General features: G+C 64.8%; 22 protein-coding genes and 1 other RNA gene. 19 read left to right on the top strand and 4 right to left on the bottom strand.

Features of this window, described 5'->3' with window-relative positions; all coding sequences use genetic code 11:
* Positions 1-53 precede the first annotated feature (53 nt).
* From fumC to ssrA, 3 genes are all read right to left on the bottom strand, one after another.
* On the bottom strand, positions 54-1,487 hold the full coding sequence (gene fumC, locus XH83_RS28000; protein ID WP_194403862.1) for a class II fumarate hydratase: 1,434 nt from the start codon (positions 1,485-1,487) through the stop codon (positions 54-56).
* A gap of 87 nt (positions 1,488-1,574) precedes the next feature.
* The gene (locus XH83_RS27995) at positions 1,575-2,093 is read right to left on the bottom strand and encodes an SspB family protein (protein ID WP_194403861.1); all 519 of its coding nucleotides are present in this window, start codon (positions 2,091-2,093) and stop codon (positions 1,575-1,577) included.
* Between the two features lie 125 nt (positions 2,094-2,218).
* Positions 2,219-2,584: a transfer-messenger RNA gene (gene ssrA, locus XH83_RS27990) on the bottom strand.
* An 84-nt stretch (positions 2,585-2,668) separates the two neighbouring features.
* Between ssrA and XH83_RS27985 the strand changes: the two genes are divergently transcribed.
* The 12 genes from XH83_RS27985 (at position 2,669) to XH83_RS27930 (ending at position 13,348) form a co-directional block, all read left to right on the top strand.
* Complete coding sequence (locus tag XH83_RS27985; RefSeq protein WP_194403860.1) at positions 2,669-3,274, top strand: chromate transporter; 606 nt, start codon at positions 2,669-2,671, stop codon at positions 3,272-3,274.
* The gene (locus XH83_RS27980) at positions 3,271-3,801 is read left to right on the top strand and encodes a chromate transporter (RefSeq protein ID WP_194403859.1); all 531 of its coding nucleotides are present in this window, start codon (positions 3,271-3,273) and stop codon (positions 3,799-3,801) included. The genes XH83_RS27985 and XH83_RS27980 overlap by 4 nt, the downstream gene beginning before the upstream one ends.
* A gap of 95 nt (positions 3,802-3,896) precedes the next feature.
* A complete protein-coding gene (locus tag XH83_RS27975) occupies positions 3,897-4,658 on the top strand; it encodes a tripartite tricarboxylate transporter TctB family protein (RefSeq protein WP_194403858.1) in 762 nt (253 codons plus the stop codon).
* A 7-nt stretch (positions 4,659-4,665) separates the two neighbouring features.
* Positions 4,666-6,180: a tripartite tricarboxylate transporter permease gene (locus tag XH83_RS27970; protein ID WP_246776340.1), complete on the top strand. Its 1,515-nt coding sequence runs from the start codon at positions 4,666-4,668 to the stop codon at positions 6,178-6,180.
* 117 nt (positions 6,181-6,297) lie between these two features.
* On the top strand, positions 6,298-7,281 hold the full coding sequence (locus XH83_RS27965; RefSeq protein WP_194403856.1) for a tripartite tricarboxylate transporter substrate binding protein BugD: 984 nt from the start codon (positions 6,298-6,300) through the stop codon (positions 7,279-7,281).
* 171 nt (positions 7,282-7,452) lie between these two features.
* Entirely contained in the window at positions 7,453-8,247 is a 795-nt protein-coding gene (locus XH83_RS27960) for a thymidylate synthase (RefSeq protein ID WP_194403855.1), read from the top strand.
* Between the two features lie 5 nt (positions 8,248-8,252).
* Positions 8,253-8,738, top strand: a complete 486-nt coding sequence (locus XH83_RS27955; protein ID WP_194403854.1) for a GNAT family N-acetyltransferase — start codon at positions 8,253-8,255, stop codon at positions 8,736-8,738.
* A complete protein-coding gene (locus XH83_RS27950; RefSeq protein WP_194403853.1) occupies positions 8,738-9,250 on the top strand; it encodes a dihydrofolate reductase in 513 nt (170 codons plus the stop codon). The genes XH83_RS27955 and XH83_RS27950 overlap by 1 nt, the downstream gene beginning before the upstream one ends.
* Before the next feature lie 153 nt (positions 9,251-9,403).
* Complete coding sequence (hflK, locus tag XH83_RS27945) at positions 9,404-10,540, top strand: FtsH protease activity modulator HflK (RefSeq protein ID WP_194403852.1); 1,137 nt, start codon at positions 9,404-9,406, stop codon at positions 10,538-10,540.
* Positions 10,537-11,433 carry a protease modulator HflC gene (hflC, locus tag XH83_RS27940; RefSeq protein WP_194403851.1) on the top strand — a complete coding sequence of 299 codons (897 nt, stop codon included), beginning with the start codon at positions 10,537-10,539 and terminating at the stop codon, positions 11,431-11,433. The genes hflK and hflC overlap by 4 nt, the downstream gene beginning before the upstream one ends.
* Before the next feature lie 72 nt (positions 11,434-11,505).
* Complete coding sequence (locus tag XH83_RS27935) at positions 11,506-11,712, top strand: DUF2065 domain-containing protein (protein ID WP_194403850.1); 207 nt, start codon at positions 11,506-11,508, stop codon at positions 11,710-11,712.
* A gap of 142 nt (positions 11,713-11,854) precedes the next feature.
* Positions 11,855-13,348: a Do family serine endopeptidase gene (locus XH83_RS27930; RefSeq protein WP_194403849.1), complete on the top strand. Its 1,494-nt coding sequence runs from the start codon at positions 11,855-11,857 to the stop codon at positions 13,346-13,348.
* A 141-nt stretch (positions 13,349-13,489) separates the two neighbouring features.
* Here the strand turns inward: XH83_RS27930 and serB are convergent, their stop codons facing one another.
* A complete protein-coding gene (gene serB, locus XH83_RS27925; protein ID WP_194403848.1) occupies positions 13,490-14,395 on the bottom strand; it encodes a phosphoserine phosphatase SerB in 906 nt (301 codons plus the stop codon).
* A gap of 11 nt (positions 14,396-14,406) precedes the next feature.
* Between serB and miaA the strand changes: the two genes are divergently transcribed.
* From miaA to ilvC, 7 genes are all read left to right on the top strand, one after another.
* Positions 14,407-15,363, top strand: a complete 957-nt coding sequence (gene miaA, locus XH83_RS27920) for a tRNA (adenosine(37)-N6)-dimethylallyltransferase MiaA (protein WP_194403847.1) — start codon at positions 14,407-14,409, stop codon at positions 15,361-15,363.
* Between the two features lie 328 nt (positions 15,364-15,691).
* Positions 15,692-17,467, top strand: a complete 1,776-nt coding sequence (locus XH83_RS27915) for an acetolactate synthase 3 large subunit (protein WP_194403846.1) — start codon at positions 15,692-15,694, stop codon at positions 17,465-17,467.
* A 24-nt stretch (positions 17,468-17,491) separates the two neighbouring features.
* Entirely contained in the window at positions 17,492-18,034 is a 543-nt protein-coding gene (gene ilvN, locus XH83_RS27910; RefSeq protein WP_028145447.1) for an acetolactate synthase small subunit, read from the top strand.
* A 3-nt stretch (positions 18,035-18,037) separates the two neighbouring features.
* Positions 18,038-18,733, top strand: a complete 696-nt coding sequence (locus XH83_RS27905; RefSeq protein ID WP_194403845.1) for a class I SAM-dependent methyltransferase — start codon at positions 18,038-18,040, stop codon at positions 18,731-18,733.
* 47 nt (positions 18,734-18,780) lie between these two features.
* Positions 18,781-19,671 (top strand): EamA family transporter, encoded by an 891-nt coding sequence (locus tag XH83_RS27900; RefSeq protein ID WP_194403844.1) that lies wholly within the window; start codon positions 18,781-18,783, stop codon positions 19,669-19,671.
* Between the two features lie 7 nt (positions 19,672-19,678).
* Positions 19,679-20,281, top strand: a complete 603-nt coding sequence (locus XH83_RS27895) for a LysE family translocator (RefSeq protein ID WP_194403843.1) — start codon at positions 19,679-19,681, stop codon at positions 20,279-20,281.
* Positions 20,282-20,415: 134 nt separating this feature from the next.
* On the top strand, positions 20,416-21,435 hold the full coding sequence (gene ilvC / locus XH83_RS27890; protein WP_194403842.1) for a ketol-acid reductoisomerase: 1,020 nt from the start codon (positions 20,416-20,418) through the stop codon (positions 21,433-21,435).
* Positions 21,436-21,567 lie beyond the last annotated feature (132 nt).

The raw sequence follows: 21,567 nt of genomic DNA, 5'->3' as shown, positions 1-21,567 counted from the left end.
TTCTAAGGCGTTAGGGTCCGTATCATTACGGATGGCAATCGGAATTCGGAATTTTATCCCGGGCTGGTCATCTTCTCGGGGCGCACCAGGCGATCGAACTCGTCGGCCGAGACCAGGCCGAGCCGCAGCGCCTCCTCCTTCAACGTGGTGCCGTTGGCATGGGCCGTCTTGGCCACCTTGGCGGCGTTGTCGTAGCCGATCTTCGGGGCGAGCGCCGTCACCAGCATCAGGGAGCGCTGCATCAGCTCGTCGATGCGCTTCTCGTCGGCACGGATGCCGCTGACGCAATGTTCGGTGAAGGATCGCGCGGCATCGGCCATCAGGCGGATCGAGTGCAGCATGTTGTAGGCGAGCACGGGCTTGTAGACGTTGAGCTCGAAATGGCCCTGGCTGCCGGCCACCGTGATCGCGGTGTGATTGCCGAACACCTGGCAGCACACCATGGTCATCGCCTCGCATTGCGTCGGGTTGACCTTGCCCGGCATGATCGACGAGCCCGGCTCGTTCTCCGGCAGGATCAGCTCGCCCAACCCCGAACGTGGGCCGGATCCGAGCAGGCGGATGTCGTTGGCGATCTTGAACAGGCCCGTCGCCACCGAATTGATGGCGCCGTGCACCAGTACATAGGCATCGTTCGAGGCCAGCGCCTCGAATTTGTTGGCGGCGCTGGTGAAGGGGAGTTTCGTGATGCCGGCGACATGCTTTGCGAACAGTTTTGCAAAGCGCGGCTTCGAGTTGAGGCCGGTGCCGACGGCGGTGCCGCCCTGCGCCAACGGATGGAGGTCCTTCACCGCGACCTTGAGCCGCGCGATGCCGCTTTCGACCTGAGCGGCATAGCCGGAAAACTCCTGGCCGAGCGTCAGAGGCGTTGCATCCTGGGTGTGGGTGCGGCCGATCTTGACGATTTTCGCGAACGCCTTCTCCTTCTTGCGCAGCGCGCGGAGCAACTCGTTGAGCGCAGGGACGAGGTCGGCGTTGATGCGGCTTGCGGCCGCGATGTGCATCGCGGTGGGAAACGAATCGTTCGACGATTGGCTCATGTTGACGTGGTCGTTGGGATGCACCGGCTTCTTGGCGCCGAGCTCGCCGCCGAGCAGCTCATTGGCGCGGTTGGCGATCACCTCGTTGAGGTTCATGTTGGTCTGGGTGCCGGAGCCGGTCTGCCACACGACAAGAGGAAAATGATCGTCGAGCTTGCCCTCGATCACCTCGCGCGCGGCGCGGATGATGGCACCCGCGCGGCGCTGGTCGAGCAGGCCGAGTTCGAGATTGGACTGCGCGGCGGCGAGCTTGACGATGCCGAGCGCGTGCACGAGCGCGATCGGCATGCGATCCGTTCCGATGCGAAAGTTCTGGCGCGAACGTTCGGTCTGTGCGCCCCAATAGCGATCGGCGGGGACCTCGATGGGGCCGAAACTGTCGGTCTCGGGGCGGGTCGCGGGGCGAGCAGTCTTGGGGCGAGCAGATTTGGCCATGAGCGCATCCATTCCGCCGCGCGAAACGCCGCACGGCCTCTTCATGTAGCTCTATATAGGGAGTTTGGCCGGGCGCGACGGGCTCCGGCCCAATCTAGATCATTTCTTGCGGAAACGATCGAGCCGCACGACTTCGGCGCCGCCTTGGCTCGGGGCCGCCGGCTCTTCCGTGCTGTCCGCCGCTTCAGCGGCAGGCGCCGGCACCGCGACCGCGGACGGGGCGGGAGCGGCGGGCAGCGTCTCGGGCGCGACCTCGGCGACGTCGGAGGTGTCGAACTGAAGGCCGAATTTCACGGACGGATCGAGGAAGCTCTTGATGGCGCTGAACGGCACGATCAGGCGCTCCGGAATGCCGCCGAAGGACAGGCCGACCTCGAAGCGGTCCTCGAGCACGGTCAGATCCCAGAACTGGTGCTGCAGGATGATCGTCATCTCTTCCGGATATTGCGCCAGCAGCCGCGACGACAGCTTCACGCCCTCGGCCTTCGACACGAAGGTGATGAAGAAATGGTGCTCACCGGGCAGTCCATGGGACGCGGCATCGGTCAGCACCTTCCGCAGCACGCCGCGCAGCGCGTCGCGGGCCAGCACATCGTATCGGATATGATCGGTCGCCATGGTCGTCCTGTTGCATTGCAGGAGTGGGCCCTGCCGGCCCGACTCGCCAAGCCGCGATAGTACCGCGCCTGACGGGTCAGCAGGAGTCCCGCCGGGCAGGAAATCGCCGGGGTAGGAATAAGGTAAGTGGAGGCTTCTGTTGCCAGGTGCCTCCGAACCCCGCCTAACGGAGCTTAACCCGTTAGGACTTTAAGATGGTCTTTCAAACTGCGTTACGCAGCCTGAGCAACCGGAGCAAAGTTGTCGTTGGCAACTATTGCAGTAGCCCGATAACGGCGGAACAATACCGGGAAAAAGCACGCCCTTTACGCCCTCGTCGATCCTATTTCGCCCCCGCCAAAGCCCGCTTCCGGAGTGTCCGTTGGTGGGCTTTGGTGGAGGCGCCGGGTACCGCCCCCGGGTCCGAATGGTTTATTACGACGACCGTTTATTTCCATAGCCGGCGAACCGGCACCCCCAATATAGGGGGCAAAGGTTTCAAATGACAGGTGTTTCGAGGGGCCATCCCGAGGTTCCCTCAGGGCAGGTTCCCGCTGGGCTTGGCCGCGTCACGGTCGCCGTTCTAAGCTTCTGACATGTCCGAGGATTCTGCACCGGCCCCACAAGAGCCGGACCATCCAGCCGCTGCCGCCGTGCCGCCCGGGCTGCTCGACCTGTTCCTGGCTTTCGCCCGGATGTCGCTGGCGGGCTTCGGCGGGGTCTTGGTGTTTGCCCGGCGGGCCATCGTCGAGCAGCACCGCTGGATGAATGCGGACGAGTTCAACGAGACTTTTGCGCTCTGCCATTTCCTGCCAGGGCCCAACATCGTCAATCTGTCGATGGTGTTCGGCGCGCGGCTGCGCGGGATTGCCGGTGGCGTTGCCGCCTTCGCCGGGCTTCTGCTGCCGCCGACGCTGATCATGACGGTGCTTGCGATCATCTATGCCCGGTTTGGCGATGTGGAGGTGCTGCGGCGCATCCTCGCAGGCGTCTCCTGTGCGGCGGTCGGCCTTTTGATCGCGGTGGTCTTCCGCATGATGACGCCGCTGCTGAAGCGGACGAACCCCCTCGCGCTGATCCTGATGCTCGGTGTGTTCCTCGCCATCGGCGTGCTCCGCCTGCCGCTTCCGGCGGTGCTGCTGGCTGCCATCCCCGTGAGTGTCGGCACCACTTATTTCCTGCGACGGAAAGTAGCAGCATGAACGCCGAAAACCCGATCTGGGCGCTGATCGCCACCTTTGGACTGATGTCGCTGTTCGCGGTCGGCGGCGCTGCGGCGGCGGTGCCCGAGATGCACCGCATCGCGGTCGAGGTCCATCACTGGATGACCGAGAAGCAGTTCAGCGATGCCTATGCGATCGCGCAACTCTCGCCAGGTCCGAACGTGCTTATCGTGACGTTAATCGGCTATGCCGTCGCCGGCATCCCCGGCGCTCTGGCTGCGACGCTGGCGATGTGCCTGCCGACGGCGCTGCTTGCCTATTATGTCAGCCGGCTCATGAATCGGCCGAGCCGATCGCGCTGGCCCGGCCTGATTCAGGCTGCACTGGTTCCTCTCTCGATCGGATTGATGGCGGCGAGTGCCCTCATCCTGGCCCAGTCGACCGATCGCACAATTGTTGCACTGCTTCTGACCGCAATGGCTGCGGTCATCGCATCGGTCTCGCGCCTCAATCCACTTTGGCTACTGCTTGCCGGGGGCCTGTTGGGTTTTGCTGGCATTGTGTAATGAAAATCGCTAGGCAGTGATCCGGGCGGGGGATCCAGTTCCAGCCGATTTAGAACAACAGTGCTCGTGACTTACGGGTCGCGGAGGAGACATGCATGGCCGACACGATGGGCCACTCAGCGACGGCCACCCGAAACACCCGGTTGGCGGTCGGCTTTTGTCTGCTGGCGATTGCGCCGCAGATCTTCGAATTGATCTGGTCGATCGGGACGATCTTCGGATGGGGTACCGGCCGCGGCCCGGCCGCCGTGGTGATCGGCCACGCCACGGCGTTGCTCGCCGGCGCGCCGGGAGCGTTGATCGGTGCGGCCAGCGGTGACACCAAGAAGGCGTCATCGGATGTGCTGCTCGCGCTGATCTATTCCTACCCACTGTTCGTGGTGGCTATTCTCACGCTGTTCATGACGGTCCGGTCGGCGCAGGATTATGTCGGAGGCGTCGTCCTCATGGCGGTTGCCCTGTTCGCGCTGTGGGCCGGGAGCGATTTGCAGGGCATGCGGGGCTTCTCCTTCGGCGCAGGCACCGCGCCGCGCATGTTCGGCGGATTGCTGGTTGCCTTGTCCGCCGGCATCGCCCTGACGGGTCTTCTGACCGATGGGCCGGCGATGGCCCATTATGCCTGGCGAGGACCATTGTTCGTGGTGGCCGCGATCCTGTTCTTCGCTTTGGCGATCCGGCCGCTCGGCGTCGTGGTCACGGCCTTTGTCAGCTTCATGATCGCCGCGATGGGCTCGGAGGAGACGCGCTGGCGTGAAGCGGCGATCGTCGGCGCCTGCCTGACGGTAGGTTGTGCGATCCTTTTTCCATACGTGCTCGGGCTGCCGATGCCGATGTTTCCGCGTTTCCTGAATCAGTGAGGGCGTGATGGACCTTTTTGCCAACCTCGCTCACGGCTTCGTCGTCGCGCTCTCGCCGATCAACCTGCTGATGTGCCTGATCGGCGCTCTCGTCGGCACGCTGGTCGGCGTTCTCCCGGGCATCGGCACCATCGCGACCGTCGCGATGCTGCTGCCGATCACCTTCGGACTGCCGCCGGTCGGCGCCTTGATCATGCTCGCCGGCATCTATTACGGCGCCCAGTATGGCGGCTCGACCACGTCGATCCTGGTCAACATACCCGGTGAGGCGACGTCGGTCGTCACGGCCATCGACGGCCACCAGATGGCGAGGCAAGGCCGCGCCGGCCCGGCGCTGGCGATCGCCGCGATCGGCTCGTTCTTCGCCGGCTGCGTCGCGACCGTGCTCATCGCCGTGCTCGGCGCGCCCCTGACCAAGCTCGCGCTGGCGTTCGGTCCGGCGGAGTATTTCTCGCTGATGGTGCTCGGCCTGATCTTTGCGGTCGTGCTTGCCAAGGGCTCGGTGCTGAAGGCGATCGCGATGATCGTGTTCGGCCTGTTGCTGTCCATGGTCGGCTCGGACATCGAGACCGGCGCCTCCCGCATGGCCTTCAACATTCCGGAGCTCGCCGACGGTCTCGGCTTTGCGACGGTGGCGATGGGCGTGTTCGGCTTTGCCGAGATCATCCGCAATCTCGACGCCGGCGCCGAGATGAGCCGCGATCTCGTGCAACAGAAGATCACCGGCCTGATGCCGACCAGAAAGGATCTGATCGATTCGGCGCCCGCGATCCTGCGCGGCACCGTGCTCGGCTCGATCCTCGGCATCCTTCCCGGCGGCGGCGCGACGATTGCGTCGTTCGGCGCCTATACGCTCGAGAAGAAGCTCGCCAAGAACCCGTCGCGGTTCGGCCGCGGCGCGATCGAGGGCGTGGCGGGGCCGGAGAGCGCCAACAATGCCGCGGCGCAGACCTCCTTCATCCCGCTGCTCACGCTCGGCATCCCGCCGAACGCGGTGATGGCGCTGATGGTGGGCGCGATGACCATTCACGGCATCGTGCCGGGCCCGCAAGTGATGCAGAAGCAGCCGGACCTCGTCTGGGGCATGATCGCCTCGATGTGGATCGGCAATCTGATGCTGATCATCATCAACCTGCCGCTGGTCGGAATCTGGGTGAGACTGCTGCGCGTGCCGTACCGGTTGATGTTCCCCTCGATCGTTATCTTCTGCGCGATCGGCATCTATTCGGTGAACAACGCGCCAGTCGACGTCATCCTTGCCGGCGTGTTCGGTCTCGTCGGCTACTGGCTGATCAAGCACGATTTCGAGCCGGCACCTCTGCTGCTCGGCATGGTGCTGGGACCGTTGATGGAGGAGAACCTGCGCCGTGCGCTGCTGATCTCGCGCGGCGACTGGAGCGTGTTCCTGACGCGTCCGTTGTCGGCGGTGCTGCTGGCGGTCGCTGCTGCCCTTCTCGTCCTCACCGTGCTGCCAGCGCTCCGATCGAAGCGCGACGAGGTGTTCACCGAATCCGAGAACTGAGGTCGCGCTCCTGCGTCGGCACGCCGCATTCGGAAGTCCAATCGACTTGTGTTACGGCTTTGTGAAATGGAAATGCCGGCCCTTGGGCCGGCATTTTTGTGTCCAAAGGGGATCGACATGACCTTTATTCGCGCGCTCGCTTCGAGCGCATGTGCCGCAGCGCTTGCATCGCTGTGCGCCTTTGTCACACCGGCGAAGGCTCAGACCTACCCGACGCGCAGCATCACCATGGTCGTGCCGTTCGCGGCCGGCGGCCCGACCGACGTCGTCGCGCGCATCGTCACCGCGCACATGGCGCAGACGCTCGGACAGAGCATCATCATCGAGAATGTGGTCGGCGCCGGCGGCACCACCGCGACCACGCGCGCCGCGCGTGCGGCCAATGACGGCTACACGCTGATCACCGGGCACATGGGCACGCATGCCGCCTCCGTGCCGCTCTATCCCAAGCTCGCCTATCATCCCGAAAAGGATTTCGAGCCGATCGCGCTGCTCGCGGGCACGCCGATCCTGATCCTGGCGCGCAAGGACTTTCCGCCGAAGGACCTGAAGGAGTTCGTGACCTACGTGAAGGCCAATGCCGAGAAGGTCAACGCCGCGCATGCCGGCGTGGGCTCGGTCTCGCACGTCTCGTGCGAGCTCCTGCACTCGATCCTCGACATCAAGCCGGTCGGCGTGCCCTTCAACGGCACGGGACCTGCGATGAACGCGCTGGTGGCGGGCCAGGTCGACTACATGTGCGACCAGATCGTCAACGCTGTGCCGCAGATCAACGCCGGCACCATCAAGGCCTACGCGATCGCAACGCCGGAGCGTAATCCGTCGCTGCCGAACGTGCCGACGACGGCGGAAGCCGGCCTGCCGAAATTCCAGGCCCAGGCCTGGAATGCGATGTTCGCGCCCAAGGGAACTTCGGCCGCGATCGTGGCCACCCTGACCGCCGCGGCCAGCAAGGCGCTCGACGACGAGACCGTGAAGAAGCGCCTGCTCGAGCTCGGCAGCGTCATCCCGACCCCTGCGGAGCGCACGCCGGAAGCGCTGGCCACCCTCGTCAAGAACGAGATCGCGAAGTGGACCCCGGTGCTGAAGCCGGCCACTTAATCTGTACTTTCAAGCTGATAGGCGAGGGGCGGGACGCCGAGTTCCGCCCCTTGTCGTTTGCGCCGAGACCACTCATTTTTCCGGGTATAATCGGTGCGGACAGCGAATCGCCGCTGTTGCAGCGCGGGGGCGGCCGCTAAGTTCGCCGCCTCCCCAAAGGCACAGTCGCACATGCACCAGTATCAGGACCTGCTCGAGCGGATTCTTTCAGACGGCGCGGAGAAGACCGATCGCACCGGCACGGGCACGCTCTCGGTGTTCGGCCACCAGATGCGCTTCAATCTGTCCGCGGGCTTCCCGATGCTGACCACCAAGCGGCTGCCGCTGAAGGCGATCGTGCACGAGTTGCTGTGGTTCCTGAAGGGCGACACCAACATCAAATATCTGCGCGACAACGGCGTCACCATCTGGGACGAGTGGGCGGATGCCAATGGCGATCTCGGCCCGGTCTACGGCCACCAATGGCGCTCCTGGCCCACGGCCGACGGCCGCAGCATCGACCAGATCGCCAACGTCGTCGACATGATCAAGCGCACCCCGGACTCCCGCCGGCTGATCGTCACCGCCTGGAATCCCGCCGACGTCGAGAAGATGGCGCTGCCGCCCTGCCACCTGCTGTTCCAGTTCTATGTCGCGAACGGCAAGCTGTCGTGCCAGCTCTATCAGCGCTCGGCCGACGTCTTCCTCGGCGTGCCCTTCAATATCGCCTCCTACGCGCTGCTCACCATGATGGTCGCGCAGGTCACGGGCTTGAAGCCCGGCGACTTCGTGCACTCGCTCGGCGACGCCCATCTTTATTCGAATCACCTGGAGCAGGCGCGGCTGCAACTGACGCGGACGCCGCGTCCGTTGCCGGTGATGCGGATCAACCCTGATGTGAAGGACATTTCGTCCTTCCGCTTTGAGGATTTCGAACTCGTCGGCTACGACCCGCATCCGCACATCAAGGCGGAAGTCGCGGTCTGACCCGGATGTCGCTCAACATCCGCCGCGTGCGCCCGGGTGAAGCCGGGCTCGTCCTCGATTTCATCCGCGAGCTCGCCGAGTACGAGAAGCTCTCGCATGAGGTGGAGGCAACAGAAGCCGACATCGCCGAGGCATTGTTCGGGGACAGGCCGCAGCTCTACTGCGCGATTGCCGAGTGGAACGGTGAAGCCGTCGGCTTTGCGGTCTGGTTTTCGAACTTCTCCACCTTCAGCGGCCGCCACGGCATCTATCTCGAGGATCTCTACGTGCGGCCGTCGCATCGGGGCAAAGGCCTCGGCAAGGCGCTGCTGGTCTATCTCGCGAAGGAATGTGTCGACAACGGCTGGTCGCGCCTGCAATGGGCGGTGCTCGACTGGAATGCGCCGTCGATCGCGTTCTACAAATCGCTCGGCGCCGTCATGATGGACGACTGGACGCTGTGCCGCGTCACTGGGCCGGCGCTGACACGGCTTGCCGGGAGCTCTGCCTGATGGAGATCGTCTTCGTCGTCGCGATCGCGGAGAATGGCGTCATCGGCGCGGGCAATGCGATGCCGTGGCGATTGAAGTCCGACATGGCGCGCTTCAAGGCGCTGACCATCGGCAAGCCCGTGATCATGGGCCGCAAGACTTTCGAATCGCTGCCCCGCCGTCCCCTGCCGGGCCGGACCAATATCGTGATCACGCGCGATACGGCTTATCGCGCCAATGGGGCCGTCGTCACGACATCCGCCACGGATGCCGGCGCGGTTGCGCTTGGCGATGCCCTGCGGCGTTCGGTCACCGAGATCGCCGTGATCGGCGGCGCCGAGATCTTCCGGCAATGGCTCGACCGCGCCGATCGCCTCGAGATCACCGAAGTGCATGCTCGACCCGAAGGCGACACGCATTTCGACATCGACAAGGCGGAATGGGACGAGGTTGGACGCGTCCGCCATCCTGCCGGACCCGACGACAGCGCCGACTACTCCTATGTGACATATCGTCGGCGGCGCGGCCATTAACCGCTTTCGTCAATGTTTACATTGACTTTTTCGTGCCCGAGCATAGCTCGGAAGACGGTCAGGGCTGCGTTGTAAGGGACCTGCCTGTCCCCTATAAAGCCGGACCGGACAAAGCGGGCGGGGGCAATTCCACCCTGCCGAGGAGAGCGTCGAATGCCGTGGAAGAATCAGGGCGGTGGCCCATGGGGCTCGGGTCCAAAGGGACCATGGGGCTCAGGCCCGCAACCGGTCGGGCCGAGGCCGCCGGATCTGGAAGACCTTCTGCGCCGCGGCCAGGATCGCCTCCAGCAGATCATGCCGGGCGGCTATTTCTCCGGCATCGGCATCACGCTGATCATCCTGCTCATCATCGCGTTCTGGCTGCTGTCGGGCTTCTTCCGCGTGCAGTCCGAAGAACAGGGCGTCGTGCTGCGCTTCGGCAAGCACGTCCGCACCGTGGACCCGGGCCTGAACTATCATCTGCCCTATCCGATCGAGACCGTGCTGCTGCCCAAGGCGCTGCGTGTCAACACCATCTCGATCGGCATGACGCTGATCGACGATCCCGCACGGCGCGGCCGCTCCATCCGTGACGTGCCGGAAGAGAGCCTGATGCTGACGGGCGACGAGAACATCGTCGACGTCGATTTCACCGTGCTGTGGCGCATCAAGCCCAACGGTGTCGGCAATTTCCTGTTCAACATTCAGAACCCCGAAGGCACCGTGAAGGCGGTCGCCGAAAGCGCGATGCGTGAGGTGATCGGCCGATCGCAGATCCAGCCGATCCTGACCGGTGCGCGCAACGTTACCGAGCAGGGCGTCCAGGAGCTGATCCAGAAGACGCTGGACAGCTACGGCGCCGGCATCCAGATCAGCCAGGTGCAGATGCAGAAGGTCGACCCGCCCGCGCAGGTCATCGATGCCTTCCGCGACGTCCAGGCGGCGCGCGCCAATCTCGAGCAGCTGCAGAACGAAGCGCAGACCTACGCCAACCAGGTCGTGCCGCAGGCGCGCGGACGGGCGGCGCAGATTCAGCAGGCCGCCGAAGGCTACAAGGAGCAGGCGGTCGCCGAGGCCAAGGGCCAGAGCGCGCGCTTCCTGAAGGTGTACGACGAATACAAGAAGGCGCCCGACGTGACGCGTGAACGAATCTATCTGGAGACGATGGAGCGCGTGCTCGGCGGCGCGGACAAGCTCGTCTATGACGGCGGCTCTTCAGGCCAGGGCATCGTGCCCTATCTGCCGCTGGGCGAATTGACCACCAAGCGGCCGCCTAGCACCGGTCCGCAGTCGAGCGGAGGCAACCGATGAGGTCTCCGGTCACAGGTTTCGTCACGCTGATCGCGCTCCTGTTCGTCGTGGTCGTCGGCTACATGTCGCTGTTCACGGTGCAGCAGACCGAGCAGACCATCGTGCTGCAGTTCGGCCGGCCCGTCGACGTCGTCACCGCCCCCGGCCTGCACTTCAAGGCGCCGTGGAATTCGGTGATCAACATCGACAAGCGGATTCTCGACCTGGAGAACCCGTCGCAGGAAGCGATCGCGTCCGACCAGAAGCGGCTCGTGGTCGATGCCTTCGCGCGCTACCGCATCAAGGACGCGCTGCGCTTCTATCAGAGCGTCGGCTCGATCCAGGCTGCGAACATCCAGCTCACCACGCTCCTCAACGCGGCGCTGCGCCGCGTGCTCGGCGAAGTCACCTTCATCAACGTGGTGCGCGACGACCGCGAGAAGCTGATGCAGCGCATCCGCGATCAGCTCGATCACGAGGCCGACGGCTACGGCATCGAGGTCGTCGACGTCCGGATCCGCCGTGCCGACCTGCCGGAGCAGAACAGCCAGGCGGTCTATCAGCGCATGAAGACCGAGCGCGAGCGCGAAGCGGCCGAGTTCCGCGCGCAGGGCGGCCAGAAGGCCCAGGAGATCCGCTCCAAGGCCGACCGTGAGGCGACCGTGATCATCGCGGAGGCCAACTCGCAGGCCGAGCAGACCCGCGGTGCAGGCGATGCCGAGCGCAACCGCCTGTTTGCGGAAGCCTACAGCAAGGACGCCGACTTCTTCGCCTTCTACCGGTCGATGACCGCCTATGAGAACGGCCTGAAGTCGAACGATACCCGCTTCCTGCTGCGGCCGGATTCGGATTTCTTCCGGTACTTCAGCAACCCGTCCGGCAAGATGGCCACCGAGACGCCGGCGAAGCCGTAAGCTAGATAGAGGGCGGCGAATCTCGCCGCCCTTCGTCCAAACGAAAACAGCGTCACGAGAGGTTCCAATCCGATGAGGTCCATTGCGTTCTCCGATTTCCTCATCGGCTTGGGCATCCTGTTCGTGCTGGAAGGCCTGATGTTTGCTGCCAGTCCGAACTGGATGCGCAAGGCCATGAAGAGCGCCATCGCCACGCCGGACAATATCCTGCGGGTGGTCGGGATCGGTTCGGCGGTCGCCGGCCTGATCCTGATCTGGGTGATGCGGCGTCCGGTCTAGACCCTCGCACCAACGCCAAAGTGAAGCCGAAAGGCGGGTTTTCGCCGTATTATCGGGGTCTTGAGGCCGTTAAGCTCCGTGCTTGCGCCGTCCCCCCGTTCGAGCGCAGTCTGGACCCGAATCCTTTTCTCTGGAGATACCAATGCCCGCTGCCACCATTGCCCCGACCCGCTTGCGTTTAGGGCTGGCCGCGCTCGTCGTCAGTGCTTTCAGTGCGTTCGGCACGCCGGCAGAGGCGCGCGGACCGGATGGCATTGCCGACGTCGCCGAGAAGGTGATCGACGCGGTCGTCAACATCTCGACCTCGCAGACCGTCGAAGCCAAGGGCGGCGGCAGCAACACCATGCCGCAATTGCCGCCCGGCTCGCCCTTCGAAGAGTTCTTCGACGACTTCTTCAAGAACCGCAGGGGCCCCGGCGGCAGCAAGGGCGGCGACAACGGCAGCGCCCCGAAGAAGACCAACTCGCTCGGGTCCGGCTTCATCATCGACACCGCGGGTGTCGTCGTCACCAACAACCACGTCATCGCGGATGCCGACGAGATCCACGTCATCCTCAACGACGGCACCAAGATCAAGGCCGAACTGGTCGGCGTCGACAAGAAGACCGACCTCGCCGTGCTCAAGATCAAGCCGCCGAAGCCGCTGGTCGCGGTGAAGTTCGGCGACAGCGACAAGCTGCGCCTCGGGGACTGGGTGGTCGCGATCGGCAATCCCTTCAGCCTGGGAGGCACGGTGACCGCCGGCATCGTCTCCGCCAAGAACCGCGACATCTCCTCGGGGCCTTACGACAGCTACATCCAGACCGACGCGTCGATCAATCGCGGCAATTCCGGCGGTCCGCTGTTCAACCTCGACGGCGACGTCATCGGCGTCAACACGCTGATCATCTCGCCCTCGGGCGGCTCGATCGGCATCGGCTTCGCCGTGCCGTCGAAGACGGTCGTGGGCGTCGTCGATCAGCTGCGCCAGTTCGGCGAGCTGCGCCGCGGCTGGCTCGGGGTGCGCATCCAGAGCGTCACCGACGAGATCGCCGAGAGCCTCAACATCAAGCCCGCGCGCGGCGCGCTGGTTGCGGGCGTCGACGACAAGGGCCCGGCCAAGCCGGCCGGCATCGAGCCGGGCGACGTCGTCGTCAAGTTTGACGGCAAGGACGTCAAGGATCCGAAGGACCTCTCTCGCGTCGTCGCCGACACGGCGGTCGGCAAGGAGGTCGACGTCGTCATCATCCGCAAGGGCCAGGAGCAGACCAAGAAAGTCACCCTCGGCCGCCTCCAGGATCCCGAGAAGGTGCAGGCCGCGGTGAAGACCGACGAGCCGGCGCCGGAAAAGCCGGTGACGCAGAAGGCGCTCGGCCTCGATCTCGCCGCGCTGAACAAGGATCTGCGCACGCGCTACAAGATCAAGGACAGCGTCAAGGGCGTGGTCGTCACCAATGTTGACGCCAATTCCGACGCCGCGGAGAAGCGCCTCTCGGCCGGAGACGTCATCGTCGAGGTTGCGCAGGAAGCGGTCTCGAGCGGTGCCGACATCCAGAAGCGGGTCGATCAGCTCAAGAAGGACGGCAAGAAATCGGTGCTGCTGCTGGTCTCCAATGCCGACGGCGAGCTGCGCTTCGTGGCGCTGAGCGTGCAGTAAGGCAGGCTTTTCGCTCCACACTCGCTGTCATGCCCCGCGAAGGCGGGGCATCCAGTACGCCGCGGTCTCCCCGTATCCCGCTCTGTCTCTGGAACACTGCATCACCCGCCTTCGCGGGTGATGACGGCGGAGGGGAGGTGGCTACCCCTCCACGAACTCCTCGCGCTTGTACCCCTGCGCATAGAGCAGCGCGGTGAGATCGCCATGATCGATCCGCGCGGCCGCCGCCGCCGCAACCGCCGGCTTGGCGTGATAGGCAACGCCGAGCCCGGCCGCCTGGATCATCGCGAGATCGTTGGCGCCGTCGCCGACCACGACCGAGTCGATGTCGTCGAGATCGAACGATTCCATCAGGTCGACCAGCGTCGCGAGCTTCGCCGCGCGGCCCAGAATCGGCTCCTTCACCTCGCCGGTGAACTTGCCGTCGCGCACGACGAGCTCGTTGGCGCGGTTCTCCTGGAAGCCGATCTTGGCCGCGACCGCGGTCGTGAACAGCGTGAAGCCGCCGGAGACGAGGCAGGTATAGGCGCCGTTGGCCCGCATGGTCGCGACCAGCGCGCGGCCGCCCGGGGTCAGCGTGATGCGCTCTTCCAGCACTTCGTCGACCGCGCTGGCGGGCAGGTCCTTCAGCAGTGCGACGCGCTCGCGCAGCGCCGGCTCGAACTCGATCTCGCCGCGCATGGCGCGTTCGGTGATGGCGGCGACATGCGCCTTCACCCCGACGAGATCGGCGAGCTCGTCGATGCATTCCTGGCCGATCATGGTGGAATCCATGTCGGCGAGAAAAAGCTTCTTGCGCCTGAAGCCGACAGGCTGCACCACGATGTCGATGGGCAGGTCGCCGCGCAGCTCGCGCAGCCGCTGCTCGATGGCGTGGCGGTCGGCTTCGAGGTTACAGTCGGCACCGAAGGGGATATCAACCGCGACGCCGTCGAACAGCCAGTGTGCTGGCGATGCCTGCGGCAGCACGGCGCGGGCCCCGTCGACGATGGTGGAGTCGAGCGCGGGATTGTCGGGGTTGCAGATCAGCGTGGCGACGAGGGACATTTGAGGTTTTCGTGAGCGAGGAGCAAGTCGGCAGAAGGCCCGTTGGCGAGGCCGTGCTTATCGCAGGACCGACCGCCAGCGGCAAGTCGGCGCTGGCTCTGGAGCTCGCGCTCGCCACCGGCGGTATCGTCATCAATGCCGATTCCATGCAGGTCTACCGCGACCTGCGCATCATCACGGCACGGCCGACCCGTGACGAGGAAGCGCGCGCTCCGCACCGTCTCTACGGCCATGTCGATGCCGCCTTGAATTTCTCGGCCGGCGCCTGGGTGACTGATGCGGCCAAGACGCTCGACGAGGCGCGCGCCGAAGGCCGCCTGCCGATCTTCATCGGCGGCACCGGGCTCTATTTCAAGGCGCTGACGGCGGGACTCTCGGTGGTACCGCCCATTCCTGCCGAGGTGCGCGAGGACGTCCGCGCGCGGCTGGAGCGGAACGGGGCGGAGGCGCTGCATGCGGAACTCGCTGCCCGCGATCCGCGCGCCGCGGAGCGATTGAACCTGCGAGACCGCACCCGCATCGCGCGCGCACTCGAAGTGATCGAGGCGACCGGCCGGTCGCTGCTCGACTGGCACCGGGAGGGCCAGCCGCCGCTGCTGCCCAAGGGCAGCTTTCGCGCCGTCTTCCTCGCGCCCGGGCGCGACGAGCTCTATGCCCGGATCGATGCCCGCTTCGATGCCATGCTGGGTGCCGGCGCGCTGGAGGAGGTCGAGCGGCTCGCCGCGAGGCAGCTCGATCCGCTGCTGCCGGCGATGAAGGCCCATGGCGTGCCGGCCCTGATCCGGCATCTGCGCGGCGAGCTCAGCCTTGAGCAGGCCGCCACCATCGGGCGCGCCGACACCCGCCACTACGCCAAGCGGCAATTCACCTGGTTCCGGCACCAATTGCCTGACTTCGAATGGGTCAAGCCGGAGGAGGCGAGGGAGTGGCTTGCGGCCGTCGGGAGGGCGGCGCGGGACGGCGGCTGACACACTTTCCCTTCGGGTTCCCCAATTTACCTCTCGCCGAACCCGGGGAACACCGCTACACTGCCAAAATCGCGCGGGAACGGCCGCATTGCCTTGACATCCGGGCTTTGGCCGCTATGTTTCGCGCAACCTTTGGGAAGCCGGGCACCTGCCATGCGTAACATTATTACCAAACTCCTTATCGCCGTCGTACCCAGGCACACCGCCGGGGATGGCTAGCTGCCATCCACATGACAGGCGGTGTGCATGGGCCCTCTTCGGGGCCTTTTTTATTTCCCAAACCCGACACGAACGAAGCCGCTGACAACAGCGCATCCGGAGCAAGCCAATGAGCGACAAGAGCCACGATCCGAACCAGATGACCGGCGCCGCGATGATCGTTCGCGCGCTCATCGATCACGGCGTGACTGACATTTTCGGCTATCCCGGCGGCGCGGTGCTTCCGATCTATGACGAGATCTTCCAGCAGAGCGAGGTCCAGCACATCCTGGTGCGTCACGAGCAGGGCGCGGGCCACGCCGCCGAGGGCTATGCGCGCTCGACCGGCAAGCCGGGCGTCGCGCTGGTGACGAGCGGTCCCGGCGCCACCAACATGGTGACGCCGCTGACCGACGCGCTGATGGACTCGATCCCGCTGGTCTGCATCTCCGGCCAGGTGCCGACGCATCTGATCGGCAATGATGCTTTCCAGGAATGCGACACGGTCGGCATCACGCGGCCCTGCACCAAGCACAATTGGCTGGTGCGGGACGTCAACGATCTCGCAAAAGTGCTGCACGAAGCCTTCTACGTCGCGACCTCCGGCCGTCCCGGCCCGGTGCTGGTCGACGTGCCCAAGGACGTGCAGTTCGCGACCGGCACCTATCATCCGCCGCGCAAGTCCGACGTGCACCGCTCCTACGCGCCGCGCGTGAAGGGCGATGCGACGCAGATCCGCAAGGCCGTCTCGCTGCTCGCGAACGCCAAGCGCCCCGTGATCTACAGCGGCGGCGGCGTCATCAATTCCGGCCCCGAAGCGACCAGGCTGTTGCGCGAACTGGTCGAGGTCACCGGCTTCCCGATCACCTCCACGCTGATGGGCCTCGGCGCATACCCCGCGTCGGGCAAGAACTGGCTGGGCATGCTCGGCATGCACGGCACCTACGAGGCCAACATGACGATGCATGATTGCGACGTCATGCTGTGCGTCGGCGCGCGCTTCGACGACCGCATCACCGGTCGCGTCGATGCGTTCTCCCCGGGCTCGAAGAAGATCCACATCGACATCGACCCGTCCTCGATCAACAAGAACATCCGCGTCGACGTGCCGATCATCGGCGATTGCGGCAACATCCTCGGCGACATCCTGCAGGTGTTCAAGGCGGAGGCGAAGAGGCCTGACATCAAGTCGTGGTGGCAGCAGATCGCGCAATGGCGCGCCCGCAACTCGCTCTATTACAAGAAGAGCAACGACGTCATCCTGCCGCAGCACGCGATCCAGAGCCTGTTCGAGGCGACGCGCGGCAGGGACACCTACATCACGACCGAAGTCGGCCAGCACCAGATGTGGGCGGCGCAGTTCTACGGCTTCGAGGAGCCGCATCGCTGGATGACGTCGGGCGGTCTCGGCACCATGGGCTACGGCCTGCCGGCCGCGGTCGGCGTGCAGGTGGCCCATCCCGACAGCCTCGTCATCGACATCGCAGGCGATGCCTCGGTGCAGATGACGATGCAGGAGATGTCGACGGCGGTGCAGTACGAGCTGCCGATCAAGATCTTCATCCTGAACAACCAGTACATGGGCATGGTGCGGCAGTGGCAGCAGCTGCTGCACGGCAACCGTCTGTCGCATTCCTATTCGGAGGCGCTGCCGGACTTCGTCAAGCTCGCCGAGGCCTATGGCGGCGTCGGCATCCAGGTGCACAAGCCCGGCGATCTCGACGGCGCCATCCAGGAGATGATCTCGGTCAAACGCCCGGTGCTGTTCGACTGCCGCGTCGCGGCGCTCGAAAACTGCTTCCCGATGATTCCCTCCGGCAAGGCGCACAACGAGATGCTTTTGCCGGAGCAGGCGAATGACGAGGCGACCGCGAAGGCGTTCGCCGGCGGCAAGGCGCTGGTGTGACGAGAGAGATTTGAGGGGACGACAATGAACCAGCCCGCATCCGCCTACTTCATCGAAGAGCGCCACGATCCGAACGAGACCCACACGCTCGCTGTGCTCGTGCAGAACGAGCCCGGCGTGCTCGCGCGCGTCATCGGCCTGTTCTCGGGCCGTGGCTACAACATCGAAAGCCTCACGGTCTCCGAGACCGAGGCCCAGAAGCATCTATCGCGCATCACCATCGTCACGACGGGCACGCCGATGGTGATCGCGCAGATCAAGAACCAGCTCGACCGCATGATCCCGGTCTACCAAGTCGTCGACATGACCCAGACCCGGCGTTCGATCGAGCGCGAGCTCGCCATGGTCAAGGTGCGCGGCCAGGGCGAGCATCGCGTCGAGGCACTGAGGCTGGCGGATGCGTTCCGCGCCCGGGTGATCGACGCCACCACCGAGAGCTTTGTGTTCGAGATCACAGGCAATACCGACAAGATCAATCAATATATCGACCTGATGCGCCCGCTCGGCCTCGTCGAGGTGTCGCGCACCGGCGTTGCCGCGATCGGCCGCGGGCCTGAAGGGATGTGAACCATGCTGGCGCGCGACTGGTACTATAACGAGCGGAACCGGATGGGGATCGAGCCCGCTGTGGCCTCGATCTACGACGCCCACGACGATGCCGATCTGCGGGCGCGCGCCGCGCTGAAAATGCTGGGAGTCCAGCGCGGCTGGCGCATCGCCGATATCGGCTGCGGCAACGGCGTGCTGGCGACCGAAGCGGCGCTGATGGGCGCCGAGGTCGACGCCATCGACATTTCGCCGGCGATGCTGGCGCTTGCCGAGATCTACGCGCGCGATCGCAAGGCGCCCGTGCGCACCCAGTCCGCAGGCCTGCTCAGCTTCGCCTATCGGCCGGAATCCTACGATTTGATCGTCAGCGAATTCACGCTGCATCATTTGCCGGATTTCTGGAAGGCGGTGGCGATGTCGCGGATCTTTCGCGCGCTCAAGCCGGGCGCGACGTTCTATCTGCGCGACATCGTCTACGCATCGATGCCGGACGCGGTCGAGCGCGACGTCGAGCAATGGGCCGATTTCCAGATCAAGAACCACGATTTTTCGCGCGATGGCGTCGTCACGCACATGCGGGACGAATATTCCACCTTCGGCTGGGTGATGGAGCGGATGCTGACCGACGTCGGCTTCACGCTGGTCTCGGCCGATTACCACGCACCGATGCACGGCACCTATCTGCTGCGCAAACCAAGAGCCGGCGAGCAAGGCTAAAACGAACAACAACAGGACTGCACGACAGGGCAGAGCCGAGAACAACAATGAAGCCGGCCGATATCCTCATCGCCCTCCTGGTGGCGATCATCTGGGGGCTTGCCTTCGTGGCGAGCCGGATCGCACTCGACGAGTTCTCGCCGGAGCTGATGACGGCGATGCGCTTCGCCATTGCGGCGGCGCCGTGCCTGTTCATTCCGAAGCCCAAGGTCGCTTGGTCGCTCCTGATCGCGATCAGCTTCACGCTGTTCCTCGGCCAGTTCCTGTCCCAAGCCTACGGCATCGCCCATGGCGTGCCGGTCGGGCTGACCAGCGTCGTGGTGCAGAGCCAGGCACTTTTCACGATCGGCTTCGCTGCGATCGCATTCGGCGAGCGGCCGACGCCGGTGCAGACGCTCGGCATCGGCATCGCCGCAATCGGCCTCCTGATGATCTGCGGCACGGTCGGCTACGATTTCAGCGTCGCGGCCTTTGCGGTGCTGATGATCGCTCCGGTCTGCTTTGCGATCGGCAATCTTCTGCTGCGCGGGGCGCGCGGCGCGCCGATGTTCGATCTGTTTGCCTGGCTCTGCCTCACGGCCGCGGTGCCGCTCTTCGCGCTTGCGCTGGTCGTCAACGGGCCGGCGCCGACCCTCCAGTCGCTGATCCACATGTCGCTCACCGGCCTCATCTGCCTGCTCGTGATCGGCGCGATCTCCACCAGCATCGCCTATTGGCTGTGGGGCCGATTGCTGCGCGACTATCCCGCCGCGCAGGTGGTGCCGTTCGCACTGCTGGTGCCGTTCGTCGGCTCGGCGGCCTCGAGCATCGTGTTCGGCGAGCGGTTCGGGCCCCTGCGGCTTGCCGGCATGCTGACCGTGATCGCCGGTATCGCGGTCATGGTGCTGGCGAAGCGGCCCAACGCGTTACCCGAAGAACCGTCGCCGAAGACGGCGTGAGGTGAGCATGTCCCAGTCGCTGTTCTATGCCTTCCTCATCTTCATGGTCGTGATGTATTTCACGCCGGGGCCGAACAACATCATGCTGTTGTCGTCGGGCCTCACCTACGGCTTCCGGCGCACCATCCCGCACATCGTCGGCATCGTCCTCGGCTTTGCCTTCATGGTCGCCGCGGTCGGCCTCGGGCTCGGCTCGGTGTTCCTGGCCTATCCGATCCTGCAGACCATCCTGAAATATGCCGGCGCCGCCTACCTGATCTATCTTGCCGCCGCGATCGCCATGTCCGGTCCGACCAGACCGGGGGAGGGAGATGGCCGAGGCCCGATGACCTTCTGGGGCGCGGCGATGTTCCAATGGATCAATGCCAAGGGCTGGGTGATCGTGATCGGCACCATCACCGCCTATGCGGCGATCGCCCAATTCCCGCTCAATATCGCGATCCAGACCCTGATCAGCCTGATCGTCGGCACCGTCTCGACCGTGGTCTGGGCCCTGTTCGGCTCCGCATTACGGCCGGTCCTGACCTCGGAGCGGCTGGTCCGCGCCTTCAATATCCTGATGGCGATCCTGCTGCTGGCTTCCCTCTACCCCGTTTTCATGGATGCATGATGTCGCGGATTTCCATGCAGAAACGGGTTTCCCTCTGGGGCCGAAATGCTCTAGACAGCCCCCGAAATCCGCAAATTTCACCCTTCGGACACTGACCATTGGCCGATTTTCGGCCCTGAACGAGGAAACGACCTATGCGTGTTTATTACGATCGCGACGCCGACCTGAACCTGATCAAGGGCAAGAAGGTCGCCATCGTCGGCTATGGCAGCCAGGGCCATGCCCATGCGCTCAATCTGAAGGATTCCGGCGTCAAGGAAGTCGCCATCGCGCTGCGCAAGGATTCGGGCTCGGTGAAGAAGGCGGAAGCCGCCGGCTTCAAGGTGATGGAAGTCGCCGAAGCTGCCAAATGGGCCGACCTCGTCATGATGCTGACCCCGGACGAGCTCCAGGGCGACATCTATCGCGATCACCTGCACGACAACATGAAGAAGGGCGCGGCGCTGGTGTTCGCGCACGGCCTCAACGTCCATTTCAACCTGCTCGACCCGCGCGCCGACCTCGACGTGCTCATGATCGCGCCGAAGGGTCCCGGCCACACCGTGCGCTCGGAATATCAGCGCGGCGGCGGCGTGCCCTGCCTGATCGCGATCGCCAAGGACGTCTCGGGCAACGCCCATGACCTCGGCCTGTCCTACGCGTCGGCCGTCGGCGGTGGCCGCGCCGGCATCATCGAGACCACCTTCAAGGAAGAGTGCGAGACCGACCTGTTCGGCGAGCAGGTCGTGCTCTGCGGCGGCCTGGTCGAGCTGATCAAGGGCGGCTACGAGACCCTGGTCGAAGCCGGCTACGCGCCGGAGATGGCCTATTTCGAGTGCCTGCACGAAGTGAAGCTGATCGTCGACCTGATCTATGAAGGCGGCATCGCCAACATGAACTACTCGATCTCCAACACCGCCGAATACGGCGAGTACGTCACCGGTCCGCGCATCGTCACCGCCGAGACCAAGGCCGAGATGAAGCGCGTTCTCGCCGACATCCAGGGCGGCAAGTTTGCCCGCGACTGGATGCTCGAGAACAAGGTCAATCAGACCTCGTTCAAGGCTACCCGCGCCAAGCTCGCTCAGCACCCGATCGAGGAAGTCGGCGCGAAGCTGCGCGACATGATGCCCTGGATCAAGAAGGGCGCTCTGGTCGACAAGAGCAAGAACTAAGGCTGCGTCCGGATGCAGCAGCATCCGGCGCGCCCGCTAACGCGTTACTGATCCGGCAGCGAGCCGGTCCTACCAAGAGGCGCACCGCCAACGCGGTGCGCCTCTTTCGTTTCAGAAGCCTGCGGGTCGGTA

This window comes from Bradyrhizobium sp. CCBAU 53351 (genome assembly GCF_015291745.1).
Taxonomy (GTDB): domain Bacteria; phylum Pseudomonadota; class Alphaproteobacteria; order Rhizobiales; family Xanthobacteraceae; genus Bradyrhizobium.
Note: the sequence above shows the minus strand (reverse complement) of the source record. Positions and strands in the feature narration are given on the sequence as shown.